The sequence below is a fragment of the Pseudomonas sp. HMSC057H01 genome (genome assembly GCF_001836405.1).
Classification (GTDB): Bacteria; Pseudomonadota; Gammaproteobacteria; order Pseudomonadales; family Pseudomonadaceae; genus Pseudomonas; species Pseudomonas aeruginosa.
The window spans coordinates 326,826-345,251 of record NZ_KV828511.1; the positions used below are offsets into that span (position 1 = coordinate 326,826).

20 protein-coding genes are annotated in these 18,426 nt (G+C 66.6%); 6 read left to right on the forward strand and 14 right to left on the reverse strand.

The genetic code is table 11. The annotated features are described in order from the left end of the window. Nucleotides 1–7: 7 nt before the first annotated feature. From HMPREF2581_RS24370 to ycaC, 7 genes are all read right to left on the reverse strand, one after another. Nucleotides 8–1,507, reverse strand: coding sequence for a flavin-containing monooxygenase (locus HMPREF2581_RS24370; protein WP_003140487.1), 1,500 nt, complete (start codon nucleotides 1,505–1,507; stop codon nucleotides 8–10). 166 nt (nucleotides 1,508–1,673) lie between these two features. After that, nucleotides 1,674–3,515 (reverse strand): glutathione-regulated potassium-efflux system protein KefB, encoded by a 1,842-nt coding sequence (gene kefB / locus HMPREF2581_RS24375; protein ID WP_003086638.1) that lies wholly within the window; start codon nucleotides 3,513–3,515, stop codon nucleotides 1,674–1,676. A 2-nt stretch (nucleotides 3,516–3,517) separates the two neighbouring features. After that, nucleotides 3,518–3,991: an SRPBCC family protein gene (locus HMPREF2581_RS24380; RefSeq protein WP_003082488.1), complete on the reverse strand. Its 474-nt coding sequence runs from the start codon at nucleotides 3,989–3,991 to the stop codon at nucleotides 3,518–3,520. Between the two features lie 159 nt (nucleotides 3,992–4,150). Then, entirely contained in the window at nucleotides 4,151–5,098 is a 948-nt protein-coding gene (locus HMPREF2581_RS24385; protein WP_003140488.1) for a pirin family protein, read from the reverse strand. Between the two features lie 26 nt (nucleotides 5,099–5,124). Beyond that, the gene (locus HMPREF2581_RS24390; RefSeq protein WP_003140489.1) at nucleotides 5,125–5,682 is read right to left on the reverse strand and encodes an NAD(P)H-dependent FMN reductase; all 558 of its coding nucleotides are present in this window, start codon (nucleotides 5,680–5,682) and stop codon (nucleotides 5,125–5,127) included. Nucleotides 5,683–5,710: 28 nt separating this feature from the next. Next, a complete protein-coding gene (locus HMPREF2581_RS24395) occupies nucleotides 5,711–6,118 on the reverse strand; it encodes an OsmC family protein (protein ID WP_003140490.1) in 408 nt (135 codons plus the stop codon). 142 nt (nucleotides 6,119–6,260) lie between these two features. Further along, entirely contained in the window at nucleotides 6,261–6,878 is a 618-nt protein-coding gene (ycaC, locus tag HMPREF2581_RS24400; protein ID WP_003082476.1) for an isochorismate family cysteine hydrolase YcaC, read from the reverse strand. Between the two features lie 300 nt (nucleotides 6,879–7,178). Here ycaC and HMPREF2581_RS24405 point away from each other — a divergent pair, with 300 nt between their 5' ends. Next, entirely contained in the window at nucleotides 7,179–8,093 is a 915-nt protein-coding gene (locus HMPREF2581_RS24405) for a LysR family transcriptional regulator (RefSeq protein ID WP_003082475.1), read from the forward strand. Nucleotides 8,094–8,100: 7 nt separating this feature from the next. On the opposite strand, the gene HMPREF2581_RS24410 is transcribed toward HMPREF2581_RS24405, so the two are convergent. The 5 genes from HMPREF2581_RS24410 to ddaR all read right to left on the reverse strand — a co-directional run bounded on the left by HMPREF2581_RS24410 (nucleotide 8,101) and on the right by ddaR (nucleotide 12,265). Beyond that, the gene (locus HMPREF2581_RS24410; protein WP_003086626.1) at nucleotides 8,101–8,763 is read right to left on the reverse strand and encodes an O-methyltransferase; all 663 of its coding nucleotides are present in this window, start codon (nucleotides 8,761–8,763) and stop codon (nucleotides 8,101–8,103) included. A gap of 19 nt (nucleotides 8,764–8,782) precedes the next feature. After that, a complete protein-coding gene (locus HMPREF2581_RS24415; RefSeq protein WP_003086623.1) occupies nucleotides 8,783–9,316 on the reverse strand; it encodes a C40 family peptidase in 534 nt (177 codons plus the stop codon). 82 nt (nucleotides 9,317–9,398) lie between these two features. Continuing rightward, the gene (locus HMPREF2581_RS24420) at nucleotides 9,399–10,016 is read right to left on the reverse strand and encodes a C40 family peptidase (protein WP_003082470.1); all 618 of its coding nucleotides are present in this window, start codon (nucleotides 10,014–10,016) and stop codon (nucleotides 9,399–9,401) included. A gap of 65 nt (nucleotides 10,017–10,081) precedes the next feature. Next, nucleotides 10,082–10,852, reverse strand: coding sequence for an NAD-dependent deacylase (locus tag HMPREF2581_RS24425; protein ID WP_003133706.1), 771 nt, complete (start codon nucleotides 10,850–10,852; stop codon nucleotides 10,082–10,084). 12 nt (nucleotides 10,853–10,864) lie between these two features. After that, on the reverse strand, nucleotides 10,865–12,265 hold the full coding sequence (gene ddaR, locus HMPREF2581_RS24430) for a transcriptional regulator DdaR (protein WP_003140491.1): 1,401 nt from the start codon (nucleotides 12,263–12,265) through the stop codon (nucleotides 10,865–10,867). A 210-nt stretch (nucleotides 12,266–12,475) separates the two neighbouring features. Here ddaR and ddaH point away from each other — a divergent pair, with 210 nt between their 5' ends. Both ddaH and HMPREF2581_RS24440 read left to right on the forward strand, forming a co-directional pair. Then, on the forward strand, nucleotides 12,476–13,240 hold the full coding sequence (gene ddaH, locus HMPREF2581_RS24435; protein ID WP_003086612.1) for a dimethylargininase: 765 nt from the start codon (nucleotides 12,476–12,478) through the stop codon (nucleotides 13,238–13,240). 104 nt (nucleotides 13,241–13,344) lie between these two features. Continuing rightward, complete coding sequence (locus HMPREF2581_RS24440) at nucleotides 13,345–14,763, forward strand: basic amino acid/polyamine antiporter (protein WP_003140492.1); 1,419 nt, start codon at nucleotides 13,345–13,347, stop codon at nucleotides 14,761–14,763. A gap of 1 nt (nucleotide 14,764) precedes the next feature. On the opposite strand, the gene HMPREF2581_RS24445 is transcribed toward HMPREF2581_RS24440, so the two are convergent. Beyond that, nucleotides 14,765–15,436, reverse strand: a complete 672-nt coding sequence (locus tag HMPREF2581_RS24445) for a DNA-3-methyladenine glycosylase I (protein ID WP_003140493.1) — start codon at nucleotides 15,434–15,436, stop codon at nucleotides 14,765–14,767. A gap of 46 nt (nucleotides 15,437–15,482) precedes the next feature. Then, a complete protein-coding gene (gene ttcA / locus HMPREF2581_RS24450; RefSeq protein ID WP_003082462.1) occupies nucleotides 15,483–16,307 on the reverse strand; it encodes a tRNA 2-thiocytidine(32) synthetase TtcA in 825 nt (274 codons plus the stop codon). 102 nt (nucleotides 16,308–16,409) lie between these two features. Here ttcA and HMPREF2581_RS24455 point away from each other — a divergent pair, with 102 nt between their 5' ends. From HMPREF2581_RS24455 to HMPREF2581_RS24465, 3 genes are all read left to right on the forward strand, one after another. Continuing rightward, nucleotides 16,410–17,003 carry a DNA-J related domain-containing protein gene (locus HMPREF2581_RS24455; RefSeq protein WP_003140521.1) on the forward strand — a complete coding sequence of 198 codons (594 nt, stop codon included), beginning with the start codon at nucleotides 16,410–16,412 and terminating at the stop codon, nucleotides 17,001–17,003. Between the two features lie 158 nt (nucleotides 17,004–17,161). Further along, nucleotides 17,162–17,761, forward strand: coding sequence for a Yip1 family protein (locus tag HMPREF2581_RS24460; RefSeq protein ID WP_003082455.1), 600 nt, complete (start codon nucleotides 17,162–17,164; stop codon nucleotides 17,759–17,761). Between the two features lie 167 nt (nucleotides 17,762–17,928). After that, entirely contained in the window at nucleotides 17,929–18,426 is a 498-nt protein-coding gene (locus HMPREF2581_RS24465) for a SprT family zinc-dependent metalloprotease (RefSeq protein ID WP_003140522.1), read from the forward strand.

The following is an 18,426-nucleotide window of genomic DNA, read 5'->3' on the forward strand; positions in this document are numbered from 1 at the left end:
GCCGGGTTCAGCCCAGGGCCTGCACCGCCGCGCCGCCGGCTTGCCGCTGCGGCGCCGGCGAGGAGAACACCAGGTAGCCGTCCTCGACCTTACCGTAGCGCAGCAGCGCCAGGTCGAGGACGTAGTTCTGGTAAAGCTTCCAGGGCATCCGGTCGCCCTGCTTGGGCATGCGCTCGGCGGCGCGCTGGATGTAGCCGGAGTCGAGGTTGAGGAAGGGCTCCTCGCGCACGTCGCCGGTGCTGTCGCGGGCGGTCACCTGGCGCATGCCGGTGGCGTCCATGTGATTGATCAGGCGGCAGAAGTATTCGCTGGAGAGGTCCGCCTTGAGCGTCCAGCTGGCGTTGGTATAGCCGACCACCGCCGCCAGGTTCGGCAGGTCGCGCAGCATGATGCCGCGGTAGCCCATGCTCTGGTTGACCTGGAACGGCTTGCCGTCGACCGCCAGCTCGGCGCCGCCGAACATCACCAGGTCGAGACCGGTGGCGGTGACGATGATGTCCGCCTCCAGCACCTCGCCGGTCTTCAGGCGAATGCCCCGCTCGACGAAGCGGTCGATGTGCTCGGTGACCACCGACGCCTTGCCCTTGCGCAGCACCTTGAACAGGTCGCCGTCCGGCACCGCGCAGACCCGCTCGTCCCACGGCTTGTAGCGCGGGCTGAAGTGACGCATGTCGAAGCGCTTGCCCAGTTGCAGGCTGGCCAGCTTGAGCAGGACCTTGCGGACCAGGCCGGGGAAGGTCCTGGCGAGCATGAAGAAGACCATCTGCATGGCCACGTTGCGCGCCCGCGCCTGGCGGTAGACCCAGGTTTCCGGAAGGAAGCGGCGAAGGAAATTGGAGATCGCGTCCTTCTGCGGCAGGGTGATCACGTAGGACGGCGAGCGCTGCAACATGGTGACGTGGGCGGCCTTGTCGGTCAGCGACGGCACCAGGGTCACGGCTGTCGCGCCGCTACCGATCACCACCACCTTCTTGCCGCTGTAGTCGAGGTCCTCGGGCCACAGCTGCGGATGGACGACCTGCCCGGCGAAGTCCTCGCGGCCGACGAATTCCGGGGTATAGCCAGCCTCGTAGCGGTAGTAGCCGGTGCACATCAGCAGGAACTGCGCGGTCATGCGCAGCGGCTCGGGCTCGTCACCGCGCTGCACGTCGAGGTTCCAGCGCGCATTGGCGGAATCCCAGTCGGCCCTGAGCACCCGGTGGCGGTAGCGGATCTTCCGGTCGATGCCGTTCTCCCGCGCGGTCTCCTCGATGTAGCGGCGGATCGACGGACCGTCGGCGATGGCCTTGGGATCGCTCCATGGCTTGAAGTTGTAGCCGAGGGTGAACATGTCCGAGTCGGAACGGATGCCGGGGTAGCGGAACAGGTCCCAGGTACCGCCCATCGCCGCGCGCCCTTCGAGCAGGGCGAAGCTCTTGCCGGGGCAATGCTTCATCAGGTGGTAGGCGGCGCCGACGCCGGACAATCCGGCGCCGACGATGAGTACGTCCAGGTGTTCGACAGGCATAAGGTTCCTCGATCGGCGGAAGCGTCCAGCCGTCTGCTGGGCTGATGCCCTCCACCCTACAGAGGGGATGCCGCGCGGGTATCCCAACCTTCGTACTGCGATATCCGCAAAGTATGGACCCAGGCGTGGGAATCACCCATGCCGGCGTACCGGCATGGGTCGGGCGCTAGGACGCGCGGGAAGGTTTCTCCGGGGTCTCCGCCGCTACCGCGCCACGGTCTTCCAACTGGTCGGTCTGGAACAGCGTCTCCAGCTCGACCCGCGCCTCGCGAGCGCTTTTGATCAGCGCGTCGCGGTCGTTGTAGAACAGGTGCTGGGAGGCCAGGACCTCTTCGTCGTGCCGGCGGAAACGACGGATCCGCGCGTCCGCCTGTTCCTCGCTCAGACCCAGGCCGCAGAGCACCATGCGGCTCATCTCCAGGCTGGAGAAGAAGGTCTCGCGCACCGGCTCGACCCCGGCGTCGAGCAACAGGTGGACGTGCTGGCGGTTACGCGCGCGGGCGATGATCTTCAGGTGCGGATACAGCTTGCGCACGCGCTTGGCCGTCTCGATGTTGGTCTCCGGGTCATCGGTGGCGATGACGAAGAACTCGGCCTTCTCTACCTGGGCCGCGCGAAGGATCTCCGGGCGCATCGGGTCGCCGTAGAAGATCGGGATCGCGCCGAGGGTACGGGTCAGCTCGATGGTCTCCACCGAGGTGTCCAGGGCGATGAACGGCACGCGCTGGGCGCGCAGCACGCGAGCGACGATCTGGCCCATGCGGCCGACCCCGGCGATCACCACGCGCGGGGTGTCGTCGTTGTCGATGCGTTCCATTTCCGGCGGCGGCTTCGTCGCCTCCGGCTCCTTCGCCAGCAGGCGCGCGAGGCCGAGTACCAGCAACGGGGTCAGGGCCATCGACAGGGTGATGGAAAGCACCAGCAGGTTGTGCAGGTCGTTCTGGAACAGGCCCTGGTCGCGGGCCATCTTGAACACGACGAAGGCGAACTCGCCGCCGGCCGCCAGGACCACGCCCAGGCGCAGCGCCGAGGCCTTGTCGAGGCCGCCGGAAATGCGTCCGACGAAGTACAGCACCGGCGCCTTCAGGGCGATCAGCAGCACAGTCAGGCCGAGCACCATCCACGGCGACTTGAGCAGCAGGCTGATGTCCGCGCTCATCCCCACGCTGATGAAGAACAGGCCGAGCAACAGGCCCTTGAACGGCTCGATCTGCGCCTCCAGTTCGTGGCGGTACTCCGAGTCGGCCAGCAGCAGGCCGGCGAGGAAGGCACCGAGGGCCATGGACACGCCGGCCAGCTCCATCAGCAGCGCGGTACCCATCACCACCAGCAGCGCAGTGGCGGTGGACATGTCCTGCAGCTTGGTCTGGGCGACGATGCGGAACACCGGGCGCAGCAGGTAGCGGCCACCGACCACCACCGCGGCGATGCTGCCGACTACCTTGAGGGTCTGGGTCAGTTCGCTACCGCCGGCGTCGCTGTGCGCACCGCTGAGCAGCGGGATCATGGCGATCAGCGGGATCGCCGCGATATCCTGGAACAGCAGGATGGCGAAGGCCAGGCGGCCATGGGGCTGGGTCAGTTCCTTGCGCTCGGCGAGGATCTGCAGGCCGAAGGCGGTGGACGACAGCGCCAGGCCCAGGCCGAGCACCACCGCGCTGTTCACCGGTTGGTCGAAGCCGACCAGGGCCACGGTGCCGATCACCACGCCGGTCAGCAGCACCTGCAGCAGGCCGACGCCGAACACCGACTTGCGCATCACCCACAGGCGCCGCGGCGACAGCTCCAGGCCGATGATGAACAGCAGCAATACCACGCCCATCTCGGAGATCTGCGCGACGCTTTCCGGGTTGTCCACCAGGCCCAGCACGCTGGGACCGATCAGCACGCCGGCCAGCAGGTAGCCGAGCACCGCGCCCAGTTGCAGGCGCTTGGCCAGCGGCACCATGAACACCGCCGCGATCAGGAAGACCACGCCGGACTGGAGAAAACTGCTTCCGTGTTCCACGCTCAACTCCCGCTGGCGGCGCTGGCGCCGAACCGGTCGCGGATGGTGGCGATGGTCTCCACATCCATGGCGATATAGGCCTGCTTGACGAAGGCGTCGTAGGGCAGTTCGTCGCCCAGCGGCTGCAGGTAGCGGGTGCAGTAGGCGAAACGCACGAACAGCGAGCCGGGCTCCGGCTCCTCGATGGTCATGTCGAGGCTGCCGCCGGCCACCTCGGCGCTCGGCTTGATGCTGTAGTGGGCACTGTCCGGCGCCTTCAGCACGACTTCGTCCTCGACCACCAGACCCGGCAGGTACAGGCGCCGGTGCAGGCGGTCGCCGTCATCGACGAGGATCTCGAAACGCTCCAGGCCGACGACGAAATACTGTGGCTCGCGCGCACGGCAGACCAGGCCTTCCCAGAGTTGCAGCCGGTCGAGGACCGGCAGGTCGACAAGCGTCCGGTCGTTGACCTGGACCAGGTGTTCGAATTGCATGTGGCTCACTTCCTGTTCGGTGCATGCGATAGGCGAGTTCTGACCGGCGATGGGTGCAGAAAGTTTTCCCGCTGCCGGCGAATCGCCAGACCGCAGGTCCGCAACGATCGCCGACAGGCATTCGAGGACGCCGCCGGGGCACCCGGCGGCACATCGACCTCACTCGGCGTCGATCTTCCAGGGAATCGGCGGAGCGCTCAAGCGCGGCCCTTCCAGGGCGTCGAGCCGGCCGAAGCGGGCATCCCCCTCCTCCCAGGCCTTCTGCGCCCGGGCGATCTCACCCTTGCTGTGGCCGACGAAGTTCCACCACATGAAGATCTCCGCGCCGAACGGTGCGCCGCCCAGCAACAGCACCCGCGCGCCAGGATCGAGTTGCAGTTGCAGGCCGTCGCGGCCGTCGCCCAGGTAGGCCAGTTCGTTCACCGCGAAATGCTCGCCGCCCACTTCCAACCCGCCTTCCAGCGGCAGCAGGCCGTACTCGAAGTGCGGGTCGAGCGTCAGTTGCAGGGTCGAGGCATCGTCGCAGGCCAGGTCGGCGCCGAGCAGCGGCGAGTAAAGCCGGCACGGCGCCTGCCGCCCGTCCAGAGCGCCGGCCAGCAGGGTGAAGGTGACCCCCTGCTCCTGCCAGCGCGGCAGGTCGGGATGATGGTCGAAGGCCGGGGCGATGTCGCGCTGCTCGTAGGGCAGCGCGATCCACAACTGCGCGGCGTGGGCGTGGCGCTCGTCGGGCAGCGACTCCTCGGTGTGGGCGATGCCATGGCCGGCGGTCATCAGGTTGACCTGGCCCGGACGGATCACCTGGACGTTGCCCAGGCTGTCGCGGTGCAACGCCTCGCCCTGGATCATCCAGGTAAAGGTCTGCAGGCCGATGTGCGGGTGCGGGCCCACGGCCAGGCCGCCGCCGGGTTCGAATTCGGCGGGACCGGCATGGTCGAGGAAGCACCAGGCGCCGATCATCCGCCGCTGGCGCGACGGCATCAGCCGACTGACGGTGATCCCGCCGCCGATTTCCGCGGCGCGCGCGGTGACTCGTTGCAGCAGGTGTTCGCGGCGCTCCGGACAGTCCCGCGAGGAGGACAGGTCGCAACGCTCTTCGGTATTGCTCATGTTCAGGCTCTCCGGTGACGAGGCATTCAACCGCGCAGGCGGCGCACCCATAGCTGCAGGGCCTGCAACTGCTGCTGGATCAGCTCGCGCGCCTTGTCGTCGAGCAGCCGGCCCTGGGCATCGAAGGCGTTCTGCGCGCTGGAGATCATCACTTCCGGCTTGTTCAGCGGATGAACGTCGAGGAACACCAGCGTCTGGCGCAGGTGATACTGCGCCCGCGCGGTGCCGAAACGCCCGGCGCTGGCGCCGAGGATCGCCGCCGGCTTGCCGAAGAACGGCTGCTCCGGCGGCCGCGAGGCCCAGTCGATGGCATTCTTCAGCACCCCGGCCATCGAATAGTTGTATTCCGGGGTGGCGAACAGCAGCGCGTCCGCCGCGCGGATCTGCTCGCGGAAGCGTTCCACCGCGGGCGGGAAGCCGAGGGCGTAGACGTCCTCGTTGTACAGCGGGATGCCGGAGATGTCCGCCAGCTCGATGCTCATGCCCGGCGGAACCAGGCCGATCGCCTCCTGCAGCGCCGCGCTGTTGTAGGAGCCGCTGCGCAGGCTGCCGGAAATGCCCAATACCTTGATGTCGTCGCTCATGCCGTGCTCCTCGATGTGTGTGCGGGGTTCAGTCGCGCAGTTGGCTGCTGACGCTGACCTCTCCGGAGAGTACACGATGGATCGGGCAGGCATTGGCGATCTCCAGCAGGCGCTGGCGCTGCTCGGCATCGAGATCGCCGGCCAAGCGGATGTCGCGGCGGATATGGGTGAAGGGCTCCGGCTTGGTGCGTTCCTCGACGATGTTCAGTTGCACGTCGATGCCTTCCAGCGGCCACTCCTTGCGCTGCGCGTACATCGCCACGGTGATCGCCGTGCAGGCGCCCAGCGCCGAGAGCAGGATCTCGTGCGGCGAGGGACCGCTGTCGCCGCCGCCGAGGGCGGCCGGCACGTCGCTCAGCCACTGGTGGCTGTCGTCGCCGAGGGTCACGCGGTAAGGGGTGGCGCCGAGGGAAGCGTTGACGACCTGGGTAGCCATGGGGTTTCTCCTGTGCATGGGGGGCGTGCCGGAACCTCGGGTTCCGGCGAAGCGGCGTTCCGATGAAAACACCTGGACGGAAAACGACACAAGGCACCCGATGGTCGGAGTGCCTTGTGTCCGGGACAGCGGCGAAGCCGGCTTACTTCTTCGTGCCGAAGCTCTGGATCAGGTTGGCGTACGCCGGCAGGTGGCCGCCGAGGATGGCACCGAAGCCTTCGATGTCGTTGCGCCAGTCGCGGTGCAGTTCGCAGCCGACGCTGAACCAGTTCATCAGTTGCGCGCCGGCGGCGGTCATGCGCGCCCAGGCGGCGTCGCGCACCACCGGGTTGAAGGTGCCGGAGGCGTCGGTGACGACGAATACGTCAAACCCCTCCTCCAGCGCCGAGAGGGTCGGGAAGGCTACGCAGACATCGGTCACCACGCCGGCGATGATCAGTTGCTTCTTGCCGGTGGCCTTGACCGCCTTGACGAAGTCCTCGTTGTCCCAGGCGTTGATGTTGCCGGGGCGGGCGATGTACGGGGCCTGCGGGAACATTTCCTTGAGTTCCGGCACCAGCGGGCCGTTGGGGCCGTCCTCGAAGCTGGTGGTGAGGATGGTCGGCAGGTTGAAGAACCTGGCGATGTCGGCCAATGCCAGGACGTTGTTCTTGAACTCGTCCGGGCTGAAATCGCGGACCAGGGAGAGCAGGCCTGCCTGGTGGTCGACGAACAGCACCGCCGCATCGTTCTTGTCGAGTCGCTTGTAGGTGAAGGACATGGTGTTTCTCCGGTCTCGTGCGGCGTCCGTCGCCGCGCGGTGTGAAACGAAGCGCCTCCTGGGAGGCATGCATGGGCGGTCTCGGGAGCGCACGCCGCCCATCAAGAGTAGTGACAGCGACAACGATTTACCGCCCGGCAAAATGCGAAAACGGTGTTCTCGATACCAGAACAATGCCATTCCCCGGGCGCGCTACGCTTGCCCTGCCATTGCCGTTCCTGCACGTTCGACGCGCGCGTCCCCTTACCAGGAGTTCTCCCGCATGCGACAGTCTGCCTCCCGATTGTTTCGAGATTCGCCATGAGCCTGCGCCTTGAAGACATACAGGCCTTCCTCAACGTGGTCGAGCTGGGCAGCATCAGCGCCGCCGCCGAACGCATGAGCCTGTCCAAGTCCGTGATCAGCAAACGCGTCAGCGACCTGGAGCGCCACCTCGGCGTGCGCCTGCTCTACCGCTCGACGCGCAACGTCGAGCCGACCGAGGCCGGCGGCTTCTTCTACAAGTCGGCCAAGGCCTCGCTGCAGGACCTGAACAACGCCGCGGAAAGCGTGGCCCTGCGCGAGAACGACCTGTGCGGGGAATTGCGGGTGATGGCGCCGATGAGCTTCGGCACGCTCTGGCTGGGGCCGCTGGTGATGGAATTCATGGCGCGCAACCCGCGCCTGGAAGTGGTCCTGCAACTGGACGACCGGATCGTCGACTTCGAGAAGGAAGGCTATGACCTGGCGATCCGCATCACCCGCCTGCAGGACAGCTCGCTGATCGCCCGCCAACTGGGCACCAGCCGCCGGGTAGTGTGTTGCAGCCCGGAATACCTGGAACGGCATGGCCCGCTGCAACGCATCGAAGACATTCTCTGCCATCCCTGCATCGGCTACAGCCACAACACCCCGTCGCAGCTATGGAGCTTCGAGCCGCGGGTGGCCGGCGAGCCGGCGCGGATGATCACCCCGCGCGGACGCTTCAACACCAACAACGGCCAGACCATGCGCGACGCCGCGGTACGCGGCCTGGGCCTGGCGATGCTGCCGCTGTTCATCGCCGCCGAAGACCTGGCCGCCGGCCGGCTGGTCGAGGCCCTGCCCCAGGAGCGGCCGCTGGACGACCTGATCTACGCCATGTATTCGCGAGCGGCGACCCTCTCGCCGAAGGTGAAGCTGTTCGTCCAGTTTCTCCAGCAGGCCCTGGGCAGCCCGCCGTGGGGCGTACGCTGAGCCTCGCTCAGCGCTTGCGGCAGACGCTCAGCCCGTCGCCGATCGGCAGCAGCGAGTAGTCCACCCGCGCGTCGTTCTTCAGCGCCAGGTTGAGCTGCTGGATGCCGCGGGTATCCGCACTCTTCGGCTGCGCTTCGAGCACCCGGCCGCTCCACAGCACGTTGTCGAAAAGCACCAGCCCACCCTGGCGCACCAGCGCCAGCGCGGCCTCCAGGTATTCGGGGTAGTTGGCCTTGTCGGCGTCGATGAAGGCCAGGTCGAATTGCCCGGCCAGACCTTCGTCGAGCAACGCACGCAGGGTTTCCAGGGCGGGCCCGAGGCGCAGCTCGATGCGCTCCTCGACAGCGGCTTCGCGCCAGTAGCGGCGCGCGGTGAGATGGTAGTCGCCGGGCAGGTCGCAACAGGTAAGGCGCCCCTGCTCGCCAAGGGCGGTAGCCATGCACAGGGCGCTGTAGCCGGTGAAGGTGCCGACCTCCAGCGCCCGCCGCGCACCGATCAGGGTCAGCAGCAAGGCGATGAACTGGCCCTGCTCGGGGGCGATCTGCCAGCGCGCGTTGGGCAGCTTCGCGGTTTCCTCGCGCAGGCGGGTCATCAGCGGGGTTTCCCGCAGCGAAACGTCCAGCAGGTAGCGGTAGAGGTTGTCGTCGAGGTTGAGGGTGCGGGTGGTCATCGGCCCTGACCTCCCCGCCTCAGGGCATCCGCGCCAAGGGTGACGGCGCAACCAGCACGCGCTTGGCGTCCAGGTACGCGCGTTGCCAGTAGCTGTTCTGCAGGCTGTCCAGGCGCACCGTGCCGCCGGTGCGCGGCGCATGCACGAAGCGACCCTCGCCGACGTAGATGCCGGCATGGCTCACAGTGCGTCCACCGGAGGTGGCGAAGAACACCAGGTCGCCGGTCTGCAGGGCCTGCACCGGCACGCTGGGCGCGCGCATGGAAATCATCTCGCGGGTCGAGCGCGGCAGCTTGATGCCGGTCATGTCGCGGTAGACGAAGTTGATCAGGCCGCTGCAATCGAAGCCCGAATCGGGCGTGTTGCCGCCCCAGCGGTAGGGCGTGCCGACCAGGCCGAGGGCACGGAACAGCACATCGTCGGCGGCGGGCGAGAAATTCGTCGCCGGACGGAATACGACCTGTTTGGCGGGCGCGGGGGGCGGCGCTTTGCTGGCGCAGGCGGTAAGCAGCGCAGCAAAGGCGAGGATCGAGAATCGGGCCAGTGCATGCATAGTGGAAGCCTTCCTGGTGAGGAATGCTTCCACTTTGCTACGACAAGTAGTTAAACGCAATACTTAAAGTAAAACTTTAAGTTTAGCGCTTGCTCGTCAGGGCGTCCTTGTAGCCGGGTTCGAGCACCCGCTTGGCTTCCATGTAGCTCAGGCTCCAGTAGCTGGAGTCCAGGCTGTCCACCCGCACCCCGCCGCCGCGACGGCTGGCGGAATGGATGAACTGGCCATCGCCGATGTAGATGCCGGCGTGGCTGACGCGGCCACGGCCACGGTTGTTGAAGAACAGCAGGTCGCCCGGCTGCAACTCGTCCTTGGAGACCAGCGGCACGTCCATATCGATGAGTTCGCGGGTGGAGCGCGGCAGCTTGATGCCGGCCTCCTCGCGGAACAGGTAGCCGACGAAGCCGCTGCAATCGAAGCCTTTCGCCGTCGTACCGCCGAAACGGTACGGCGTACCGATCAGTTCGAAAGCGCGCTCGAGGATGCTGGACGCCAGCGCAGGCGTACCAGCCGATGAATTGTCCGCCCCTTCGTCCTCAACATCCTGCCAAGCGATCGCGTCGCGTTCGACGTCGATGCTGCTCTTGGCTGCGGTCGGCTCTTTGGCGACCTGCGGCTCCGGCGAATGGCTGGCGCAAGCGGCCAGCAGCAGAACGAAACTCATGGGCACGAGGGGTGCTAAGCGTTTAAGCATGGGCACGACCGTGTCTCATTAGTTTTACTAGCGGGCTAATTTGCCTTCTCGATCAATCCTATGCAAGTTTTTTATCGATAAATGTGACTTACCACCTGCGGCATGATGTCTAAGGCTCGTCCTGTCATTTTCACATCGACCCGCTCGCTGAGGTCGGTCACGCCAGGATTCACCTCCGCGGTGAAGCCTCCCGCCTGCCGCGTGCGCAGCACCGGTTCGACGATATAGGGGAAGCTCGCGGTGGTTCCCACCACCAGCACCGCATCGAAGCCTTTGCGCAATTCGCGGTACAGGGTATCGATCGCCTCTTCCGGCAACATTTCCTCGAACAGCACTACCGGTGGCCGCAGCACCCCGCCGCAAGCCGCGCAGCGCGGCGGCAACTGGCCGTGCAGATGTTCCTCCAGGCCGCCGCTCTCGGCACCGCAGGACTGGCAGTAGAGCGGCGCCAGTTCGCCATGGATCTCGATCAGCCGCTCGGCCGGCGAGCCGGCCTGGCGATGGAAGCCGTCGATGTTCTGGGTCAGCACCCAGCATTCCGGCTTGCGCTTCTGCAACTCGGCAATGGCTTCGTGGCCGGCGTTGGGTCGGGCCGCCAGGCAAGCCTTGCCGAGTTCCGCGAGGTACTTCCAGCACAGCGCCGGATCGCGCCGCAGCATCGGTCCGGAAAGCGCCGCCTCGATCGGCAGGCCCTCTTCCGTGCGACCGTTGTAGAGACCGCCGAGGCCGCGATAGGTGGGCATACCGGAGTCCGCGGAGAGGCCGGCGCCGGTGATGACCAGGATGCGTTCGGCGCGCCGCAGGGCCTGGGCGACGGTGGCGATCGGGCTGTGGCTGTCCATGGTTGGCTCCTGTCAGGCTGGCGGATCGAGGGAAGCCGGCAAGCCGAGCCGGCGCATGCGCCCGAGCAGGGTCGTGCGCGGAATCCGCAACCGGGCGGCGGCCCGGGAGAGATTGCCGCGCGCCTGGCGCAAGGCGTCTTCTATCAGGTTGCGCTCCTGTTGCGCCAGCGCCTCGCGCAGGCCTCCGACCGCCGCGCTGTTCATCGAGAGCGCGGCCTCGCCGCCCACGGCCTCGGCGCCGTCGTCGGCGAACGCCACCTCATCCAGCAGTGCGCCGCCCTCCCCGTGCAGCAACAGGCTGCGTCGGATCACGTTTTCCAGTTGCCGGACGTTGCCCGGCCAGTCGCAGGCCAGCAACTGCGCCAGCGCCCGTTCGCCAAGGGCGGTGACACGTGGGTTGAGGCTGCGCGCATCGCGACGGACGAACGCCCGTGCCAGCAGTTCCACATCGCCGGGGCGCTCGCGCAGCGGCGGGATGCACAGGCTGCCCACGTCCAGACGGTAGTACAGGTCCTCGCGCAGGCGTCCCTCGGCGATCGCCTGGCGCGGCGGCTGGTTGCTCGCCGCGATCAGGCGTACATCGGCCCGCTGCGGGCTCAGGCTGCCCAGAGGCAGGTAGCTGCCGTCCTGCAGGACCCGCAGCAGCTTGCTCTGCATGGCCATCGGCATGGAATTGATCTCGTCGAGGAACAAGCTGCCGCCCTGCGCCAGGGCGAACATGCCCTTGCGGTTCTCGGCGCCGGTGAAAGCGCCGCGGGTGGTGCCGAACAGGGTACTTTCCAGCAGCGTCTCGGGAATCGCTGCGCAGTTCAGGCTGATCATCGGACCGCTGCGTCGCGGGCTCAGGGCATGGGCGCGACGGGCGAACAGTTCCTTGCCGGTGCCGGTCTCGCCATGGATCAGCAGCGGCAGGTCGGTGGCCGCGAAGACGTCCAGGCGCTGCAACTGCCGCAGCAGGCTCGGCGCCACGCTCAGGATGTTCGGGCAATCCGCCGGGCCTGCGGCCTCTTCGGTCTCGGCGACGACTTCGCCGAGCTCCATCGCGCCGAGCAGGCAACCGTCGCGCCCGCGCAGCGGGATCGCCCGGTGGCGATACTGCAACAGCTCGCCGCCGGCCCCCACGTAGGCCTGCAGCGTATCGATCGACGGCCGCCCTTCGGCCAGGCAACGCAACAGCGTGCTTTGCTCGGCCGCCAGCCAGGGAGCGCTCTGCAACAGGTGCATGCCCAGCGCCCGCTGCGGGTCGAGACCATCGAGCAGGCCGCTGGCACGGTTGTAGTAGACGAAGCGACCGGAGGGGTCGACCACCGTGACCGGTTGCCGCAGGCCGTCGAAAATCGGCGCCAGGCAGTCCACCAACCAGGCTAGTTCACCGCTTCGCGCGGAAATCGTCGGCTCCTCGACAAGCGCCATGCTCTCCCCCTCGGTTTCCCGGATGTCGAAATCTCGTCAGTTGACCCATTTTCGACGCAGCGCGACCGAGCATCCTTGGCGTGGATCAACCAAGCCCTCGGAAAACCAGGAAAATCCTCCGATTTATCAAGGATTTCCAAGGCAATTCCCGGGCGTTGGCTGGCGCGTGGCTTGCAACGACCTCGTCGTCCCCACACGAGGAAAATCGTTATGTTCAAGCACATCATCGCTCGCACGCCCGCCCGCAGCCTGGTCGACGGCCTGACCTCCAGCCACCTCGGCAAGCCGGACTACGCCAAGGCCCTGGAGCAGCACAACGCCTACATCCGCGCCTTGCAGACCTGCGACGTGGACATCACCCTGCTGCCGCCGGACGAACGCTTCCCCGACTCGGTGTTCGTCGAGGACCCGGTGCTCTGCACCTCGCGCTGCGCCATCATCACCCGCCCCGGCGCCGAATCGCGGCGCGGCGAGACCGAGATCATCGAGGAGACCGTGCAGCGCTTCTATCCGGGCAAGGTCGAGCGCATCGAGGCACCCGGCACGGTGGAAGCCGGCGACATCATGATGGTCGGCGACCACTTCTACATCGGCGAATCGGCCCGCACCAACGCCGAGGGCGCCCGGCAGATGATCGCGATCCTGGAGAAACATGGCCTCAGCGGCTCGGTGGTACGCCTGGAAAAGGTCCTGCACCTGAAGACCGGGCTCGCCTACCTGGAACACAACAACCTGCTGGCCGCCGGCGAGTTCGTCAGCAAGCCGGAGTTCCAGGACTTCAACATCATCGAGATCCCCGAAGAGGAGTCCTACGCCGCCAACTGCATCTGGGTCAACGAAAGGGTGATCATGCCCGCCGGCTATCCCCGGACCCGCGAGAAGATCGCCCGCCTCGGCTACCGGGTGATCGAGGTGGACACCTCCGAATACCGCAAGATCGACGGCGGCGTCAGTTGCATGTCACTGCGCTTCTGAACCATGCCGCGGCGGACCGACCCGCCGCCTCCCGCCGTCGCACCCCGGCGCAGGCTCCGCCTGCGCCTGGCGCGACATACCGGATGCAGTTTCGGAGGTGCCACATGGCCGATTCGGACAAGGGAAAACTGGGGCTGCCGGCGCTGACCGCGCTGGTGGTAGGCGGCATCATCGGCAGCGGTATCTTCAGCCTGCCGCAGAACATGGCCGAAGGCGCAGGCGCCGGCGCGATCCTGATCGCCTGGGCGATCACCTTCGTCGGCATGCTGACCCTGACGCGGATATTCCAGTGGCTGTCGACCACCCGCCCCGAACTGGACGACGGCGTCTACGGCTACGCCCGCGAAGGCTTCGGCGAATACCTGGGGTTCAATGCTGCCTGGGGCTACTGGATTTCCGCCTGGGTCGGCAACGCCGGCTACCTGGTGGTGCTGTTCAGCGCCCTCGGCTCGTTCGGCGCGCTGGCCTTCTTCGGCGACGGAACCACCTGGCCGGCGCTGCTCGGCGAATTGACGGTGCTCTGGCTGATGCATGCCTTCGTCCTCCACGGCGTGCACAACGCGGCGATCACCAACGCCATCGTGACCCTCGCCAAGGTGGTGCCGATCGCCCTGTTCATCCTCTGCGTAGCCCTGGCCTTCCGCATCGAGACCTTTCACCTGGACTTCTGGGGCAGCCCGGCCCTGGGCAGCGTCACCCGCCAGGTGGAAACCACCATGCTCTACACCGTCTGGGTATTCCTCGGCATCGAGAGCGCCACGGTCTATGCCAGCCACGCGCGGCACGCGGCCGATGTCAGCCGTGCAACCCTGCTCGGCTTCGTGGTCACCCTGCTGTTGCTGGTCTGCGTCTCGGTGCTGTCGCTGGGCGTGGTGCCGCAGCACGAACTGGCGCAGATGAAGAACCCCTCGATGGCCCAGGTGATGGCCGCGGCGGTGGGCCCCTGGGGCGCCACGCTGATCAACGTCGGGCTGATCGTTTCGGTCGGCGGCGCGCTGCTGGCCTGGACCATGCTCGCGGTGGAAATGCTCTACCTGGCCAGCCGTGGCCCAACGCACACCGCGCCGGCACTGTTCGGCCGCACCAATGCGGTGGAAACCCCAGCGCCGGCACTGTGGCTGACCAGCACGCTGATCTCTGCGCTGCTGCTGGTGGCCTTCCTCAACGCCTCGGGCTACAACGCACTGATCCAGTTGGCCACCTCGATGGCGCTGATCCCCTACCTGCTCTGCGCCGGCTTCTGCCTGAAGCTGGTGGCGCGCCGCCCGCACTCGGGCGCGATGCTGGCGCTGGCGCTGTTGGGGACGCTCTACGGGGTCTGGCTGATCTACGCCGCCGGGCTGAAATACCTGCTGCTGTCGATGATCCTCTACGCGCCGGGCCTCGGCTTCTTCCTGCATGCCCGTCGCCAGCGCGACCTGCCGGCGTTCGGCAATCGCGCCGAAGGCAGCGTCGCGGCGCTGGTGCTGGTCCTCGCGCTGGCGGCGCTGTGGATGATCGGCAGCGGTCGGCTGAGCCTCTAGCTCAGTGATTGACCGTATGCGCCAGCATCACCGACAGCTGGCACAGCGGCCGGCCGCTCTCCTCGCGCCACTGGTTGAAGGCTCCCTGGACGGCCGCCAGGTCCTTGAGGCTGGTGGGCGGTTTGTCGATGATCTCCTGGGCCTTCAGCGCGGCGACCATGTCCTCGCTGGGAATGAAGGTGTCCTTGCCGGCCATCCGCAGAAAACGCGGCGCCGACAAGCCGCCGAGCTGGTTGCCGCGCTTGGACAGCAGCTTCCACAGGCCGACGATGTCGGTTTCCGGCCAATCCGCGAGGAAGTTGCCGAAGCTGCCATGCTCGCGGGCCAGGTCGAGCACCATCTGCGCATTGCGCGGCACGCTCTTGAGCTTGCCCAGGTGGCGGATCAGGCGGGCGTCCTGCATCAGCCGCTCGAGATGCTCGGCGCTCATGAGCACGACCTTCTGCGGATCGAAGCCGAAGAACACTTCCTCGAAGGCTGGCCACTTGGCGTCCACCAGGCTGTGCTTGAGGCCGGCGCGGAAGATCCGCAGGCTGATCAGCGACAGGTAGCGGTCGTCGCCCAGCGCGCACAGCTCGGCGGCGCTCTTCGGCTGCGGCAGGCGCGCTTCCAGCGCCTCCCTGGAGCCGAAGCGGTTCAGGCAGTATTCGTACATCCAGGCGTAGTCGCGCATCGGGAATCCTTGCAGACCGGAGAGAAGAACTGACCCGCGGCGCGGCTCAGAGGTTCATCACGTCGAGGAAGCGCGGCGTGGCGTTCTCGTCGATGCGCAGGTTGGCGAAGTCGAACAGGTTGCGGTCGGCCAGTTGCGACGGCACCACGTTCTGCAGGGCGCGGAACATGATCTCGGTACGCCCCGGCGACTTGCGTTCCCATTCCAGCAGCATTTCCTTGACCACCTGGCGCTGCAGGTTCTCCTGCGAACCGCAGAGGTTGCAGGGGATGATCGGGAACTCCTTGAGCTGGGAATAGGCCTCGATGTCCTTCTCGCTGCAATAGGCCAGCGGCCGGATCACCACGTTGCGCCCGTCGTCGGCCAGCAGCTTCGGCGGCATGGCCTTCAGGGTGCCGCCGTAGAACATGTTGAGGAAGAAGGTCTCGAGGATGTCGTCGCGATGGTGACCGAGGGCCATCTTGGTCGCGCCGATCTCGTCGGCGAAGGTGTACAGCGTGCCGCGGCGCAGGCGCGAGCACAGCGAGCAGGTGGTCTTGCCTTCCGGGATTTTCTCCTTGACCACCGAGTAAGTGTCCTTCTCGACGATGTGGTACTCCACGCCGATCGACTTCAGGTACTCCGGCAGGACATGCTCGGGAAAACCGGGCTGCTTCTGGTCCATGTTCACCGCAACGATCTCGAAGCGGATCGGCGCGACCTTCTGCAGGTAGAGCAGGATGTCGAGCATGGTGTAGCTGTCCTTGCCGCCGGACAGGCAGACCATGACCTTGTCGCCATCCTCGATCATGTTGAAGTCGGTGATGGCCTCGCCGGCCAGGCGGCGCAGGCGCTTCTGCAGTTTGTTCTGATTGACCGAAAGGGTGCCCATGGTGCTCTGGAATCCGGGTGTTCGAGGAGAAAAGCTGGCTATTTTACGCACAAAGCGACGCCGACCCCAGCCCCTCCCGACGCCCGATGCTAGTCTTGCCCCATGACTCCCGACCTCGACCACCGCCTCGACCTCGCCGGGCAGATCCTCTGCCTGCTGCGCGAGCATCCCGAGGGGCTTTCCGAATACCAGCTGATCCAGCTGCTGAAGGCCCGCCATTCGACGCATATCCCCCATCGCGAACTGGCCGACAAGCTGGTGCTGTTCCGCACCCATTTCCTCCTGTTCAACGCGCTCTACCACCTGCGCGACCACCTCTGGGCCGAGCGCGAGGCGCACCTGGAGATCAGCCCGCTGAGCCTGCGCCTGCGTCCTTACGTGGATGGCACGCAGGCGCTGGAACAGGGCGATCCGCTGCGCGACTACTACCTCAACCTGCGTCACCTGGGGGAGACCAGCGAGGCCGACGTCGAGCGGCTGCTGCAGAGTTTCTGGACGCGCATGCAGGGCAGCGAGGAGAAGGCCGCCGCCCTCGCCCTGTTCGAGCTGGAAGGCGCGGTCGACTATCCCGCCATCAAGCTGCGCTACCGGCAACTGGTCAGCCAGCACCATCCCGACCGCGGCGGCAGCACCGCGCGCCTGCAATCGATCAACAAGGCGATGGAAATACTGCAACGCTATTACAGCCGGCCGTGAAGCTTCGATTTGCTCTAACCCCGCGAGCGACGCGGGGTCGGGCCGTTCCTATACTGCGACATAAGGTCGCATAGGTCGGCCGAGCACCAGGTGGCGCTGTCCATGCGCGCCCGGCGCTTCGCTGGGGGGCGACCACATAAGAACGAGGAGGAAACGGCATGATCCATCATGTATGGGGGCTCTTCACCCATCCCGATCAGGAATGGCAGGAAATCCGTGGCGAAGAAGAAAGCATCAGCCACATGTACCTGACCCACATCCTGATCCTGGCTGCCATTCCGGCGATTTCCGCCTATATCGGCACGACCCAGGTCGGCTGGGTGGTCGGCGGCGGCGATCCGGTCAAGCTGACCCAGGCCAGCGCGTTGCAGATGACGGTCCTCACCTACCTGGCGATGCTCGCCGGGGTGGCGGTGATGGGCGCGTTCATCCACTGGATGGCGCGGACCTACGACGCCAACCCGAGCCTGACCCAGTGCATCGTGTTCGCCGCCTACAACGCCACGCCGCTGTTCATCGCCGGGCTGGCGGCGCTGTATCCGCACCTCTGGCTGGGAATGATCGTCGGGGTGGCGGCGATCAGCTACACGGTCTACCTGCTCTACGTGGGGATTCCCACCTTCATGAACATCCACAAGGACGAAGGCTTCCTGTTCTCCAGCTCGGTGCTGGCGGTGGGCCTGGTGGTGCTGGTGGCGATGATCGCCCTGTCGGTGATCCTCTGGGGCAGCGGGGTCGGCCCGGAATACACCAGCTGACGTCCAGCGAACGCATCGTACGACCGGGCCGCGGGTAACCGCCGCCCGGTTTTTTCTTGCCCGCCGCCGCGCTTGCCTGATCCTGCACCCCGGACGAGCGGTCGTCCCGACGCCTGCGCCCGCCCTCCTGTCTCCGGCATAATCGCCCGCTGCTGGAGTCTTCCCGAATGCCCGAACACCTCAACGCCCGCGTCGAGGCCTGCTATCGGCAGGCCGAACACTTCTTCCAACGCAGCTTCCCCCGCCCGACCGTCAGCTTCCGCCTGCGCGGCCAGAAAGCCGGGGTCGCCCACCTCGACGAGAACCTGCTGCGCTTCAATCCCCAGCTGTACCGCGAGAATCGCGAGCACTTCCTGGAACAGACCGTGGCCCACGAAGTCGCGCACCTGATCGCGCACCAGTTGTTCGGCCCGCGCATCCGCCCCCACGGCGAGGAGTGGCAGTTGATCATGCGCGGCATCTACGGCCTGCCGCCGGACCGCTGCCACACCTACGCGGTCAAGCGCCGCGCCACCACCCGCTACCTGTACCGCTGCCATTGCCCGGAGCACAACGAGTTCCCGTTCTCCCCGCAACGCCACACCCTGGTGGCCAAGGGGCGCCGCTACTACTGCCGGCGCTGCAAGGCGACCCTGGTGTTCACCGGCGAAGTGCTCCGCGAGTGA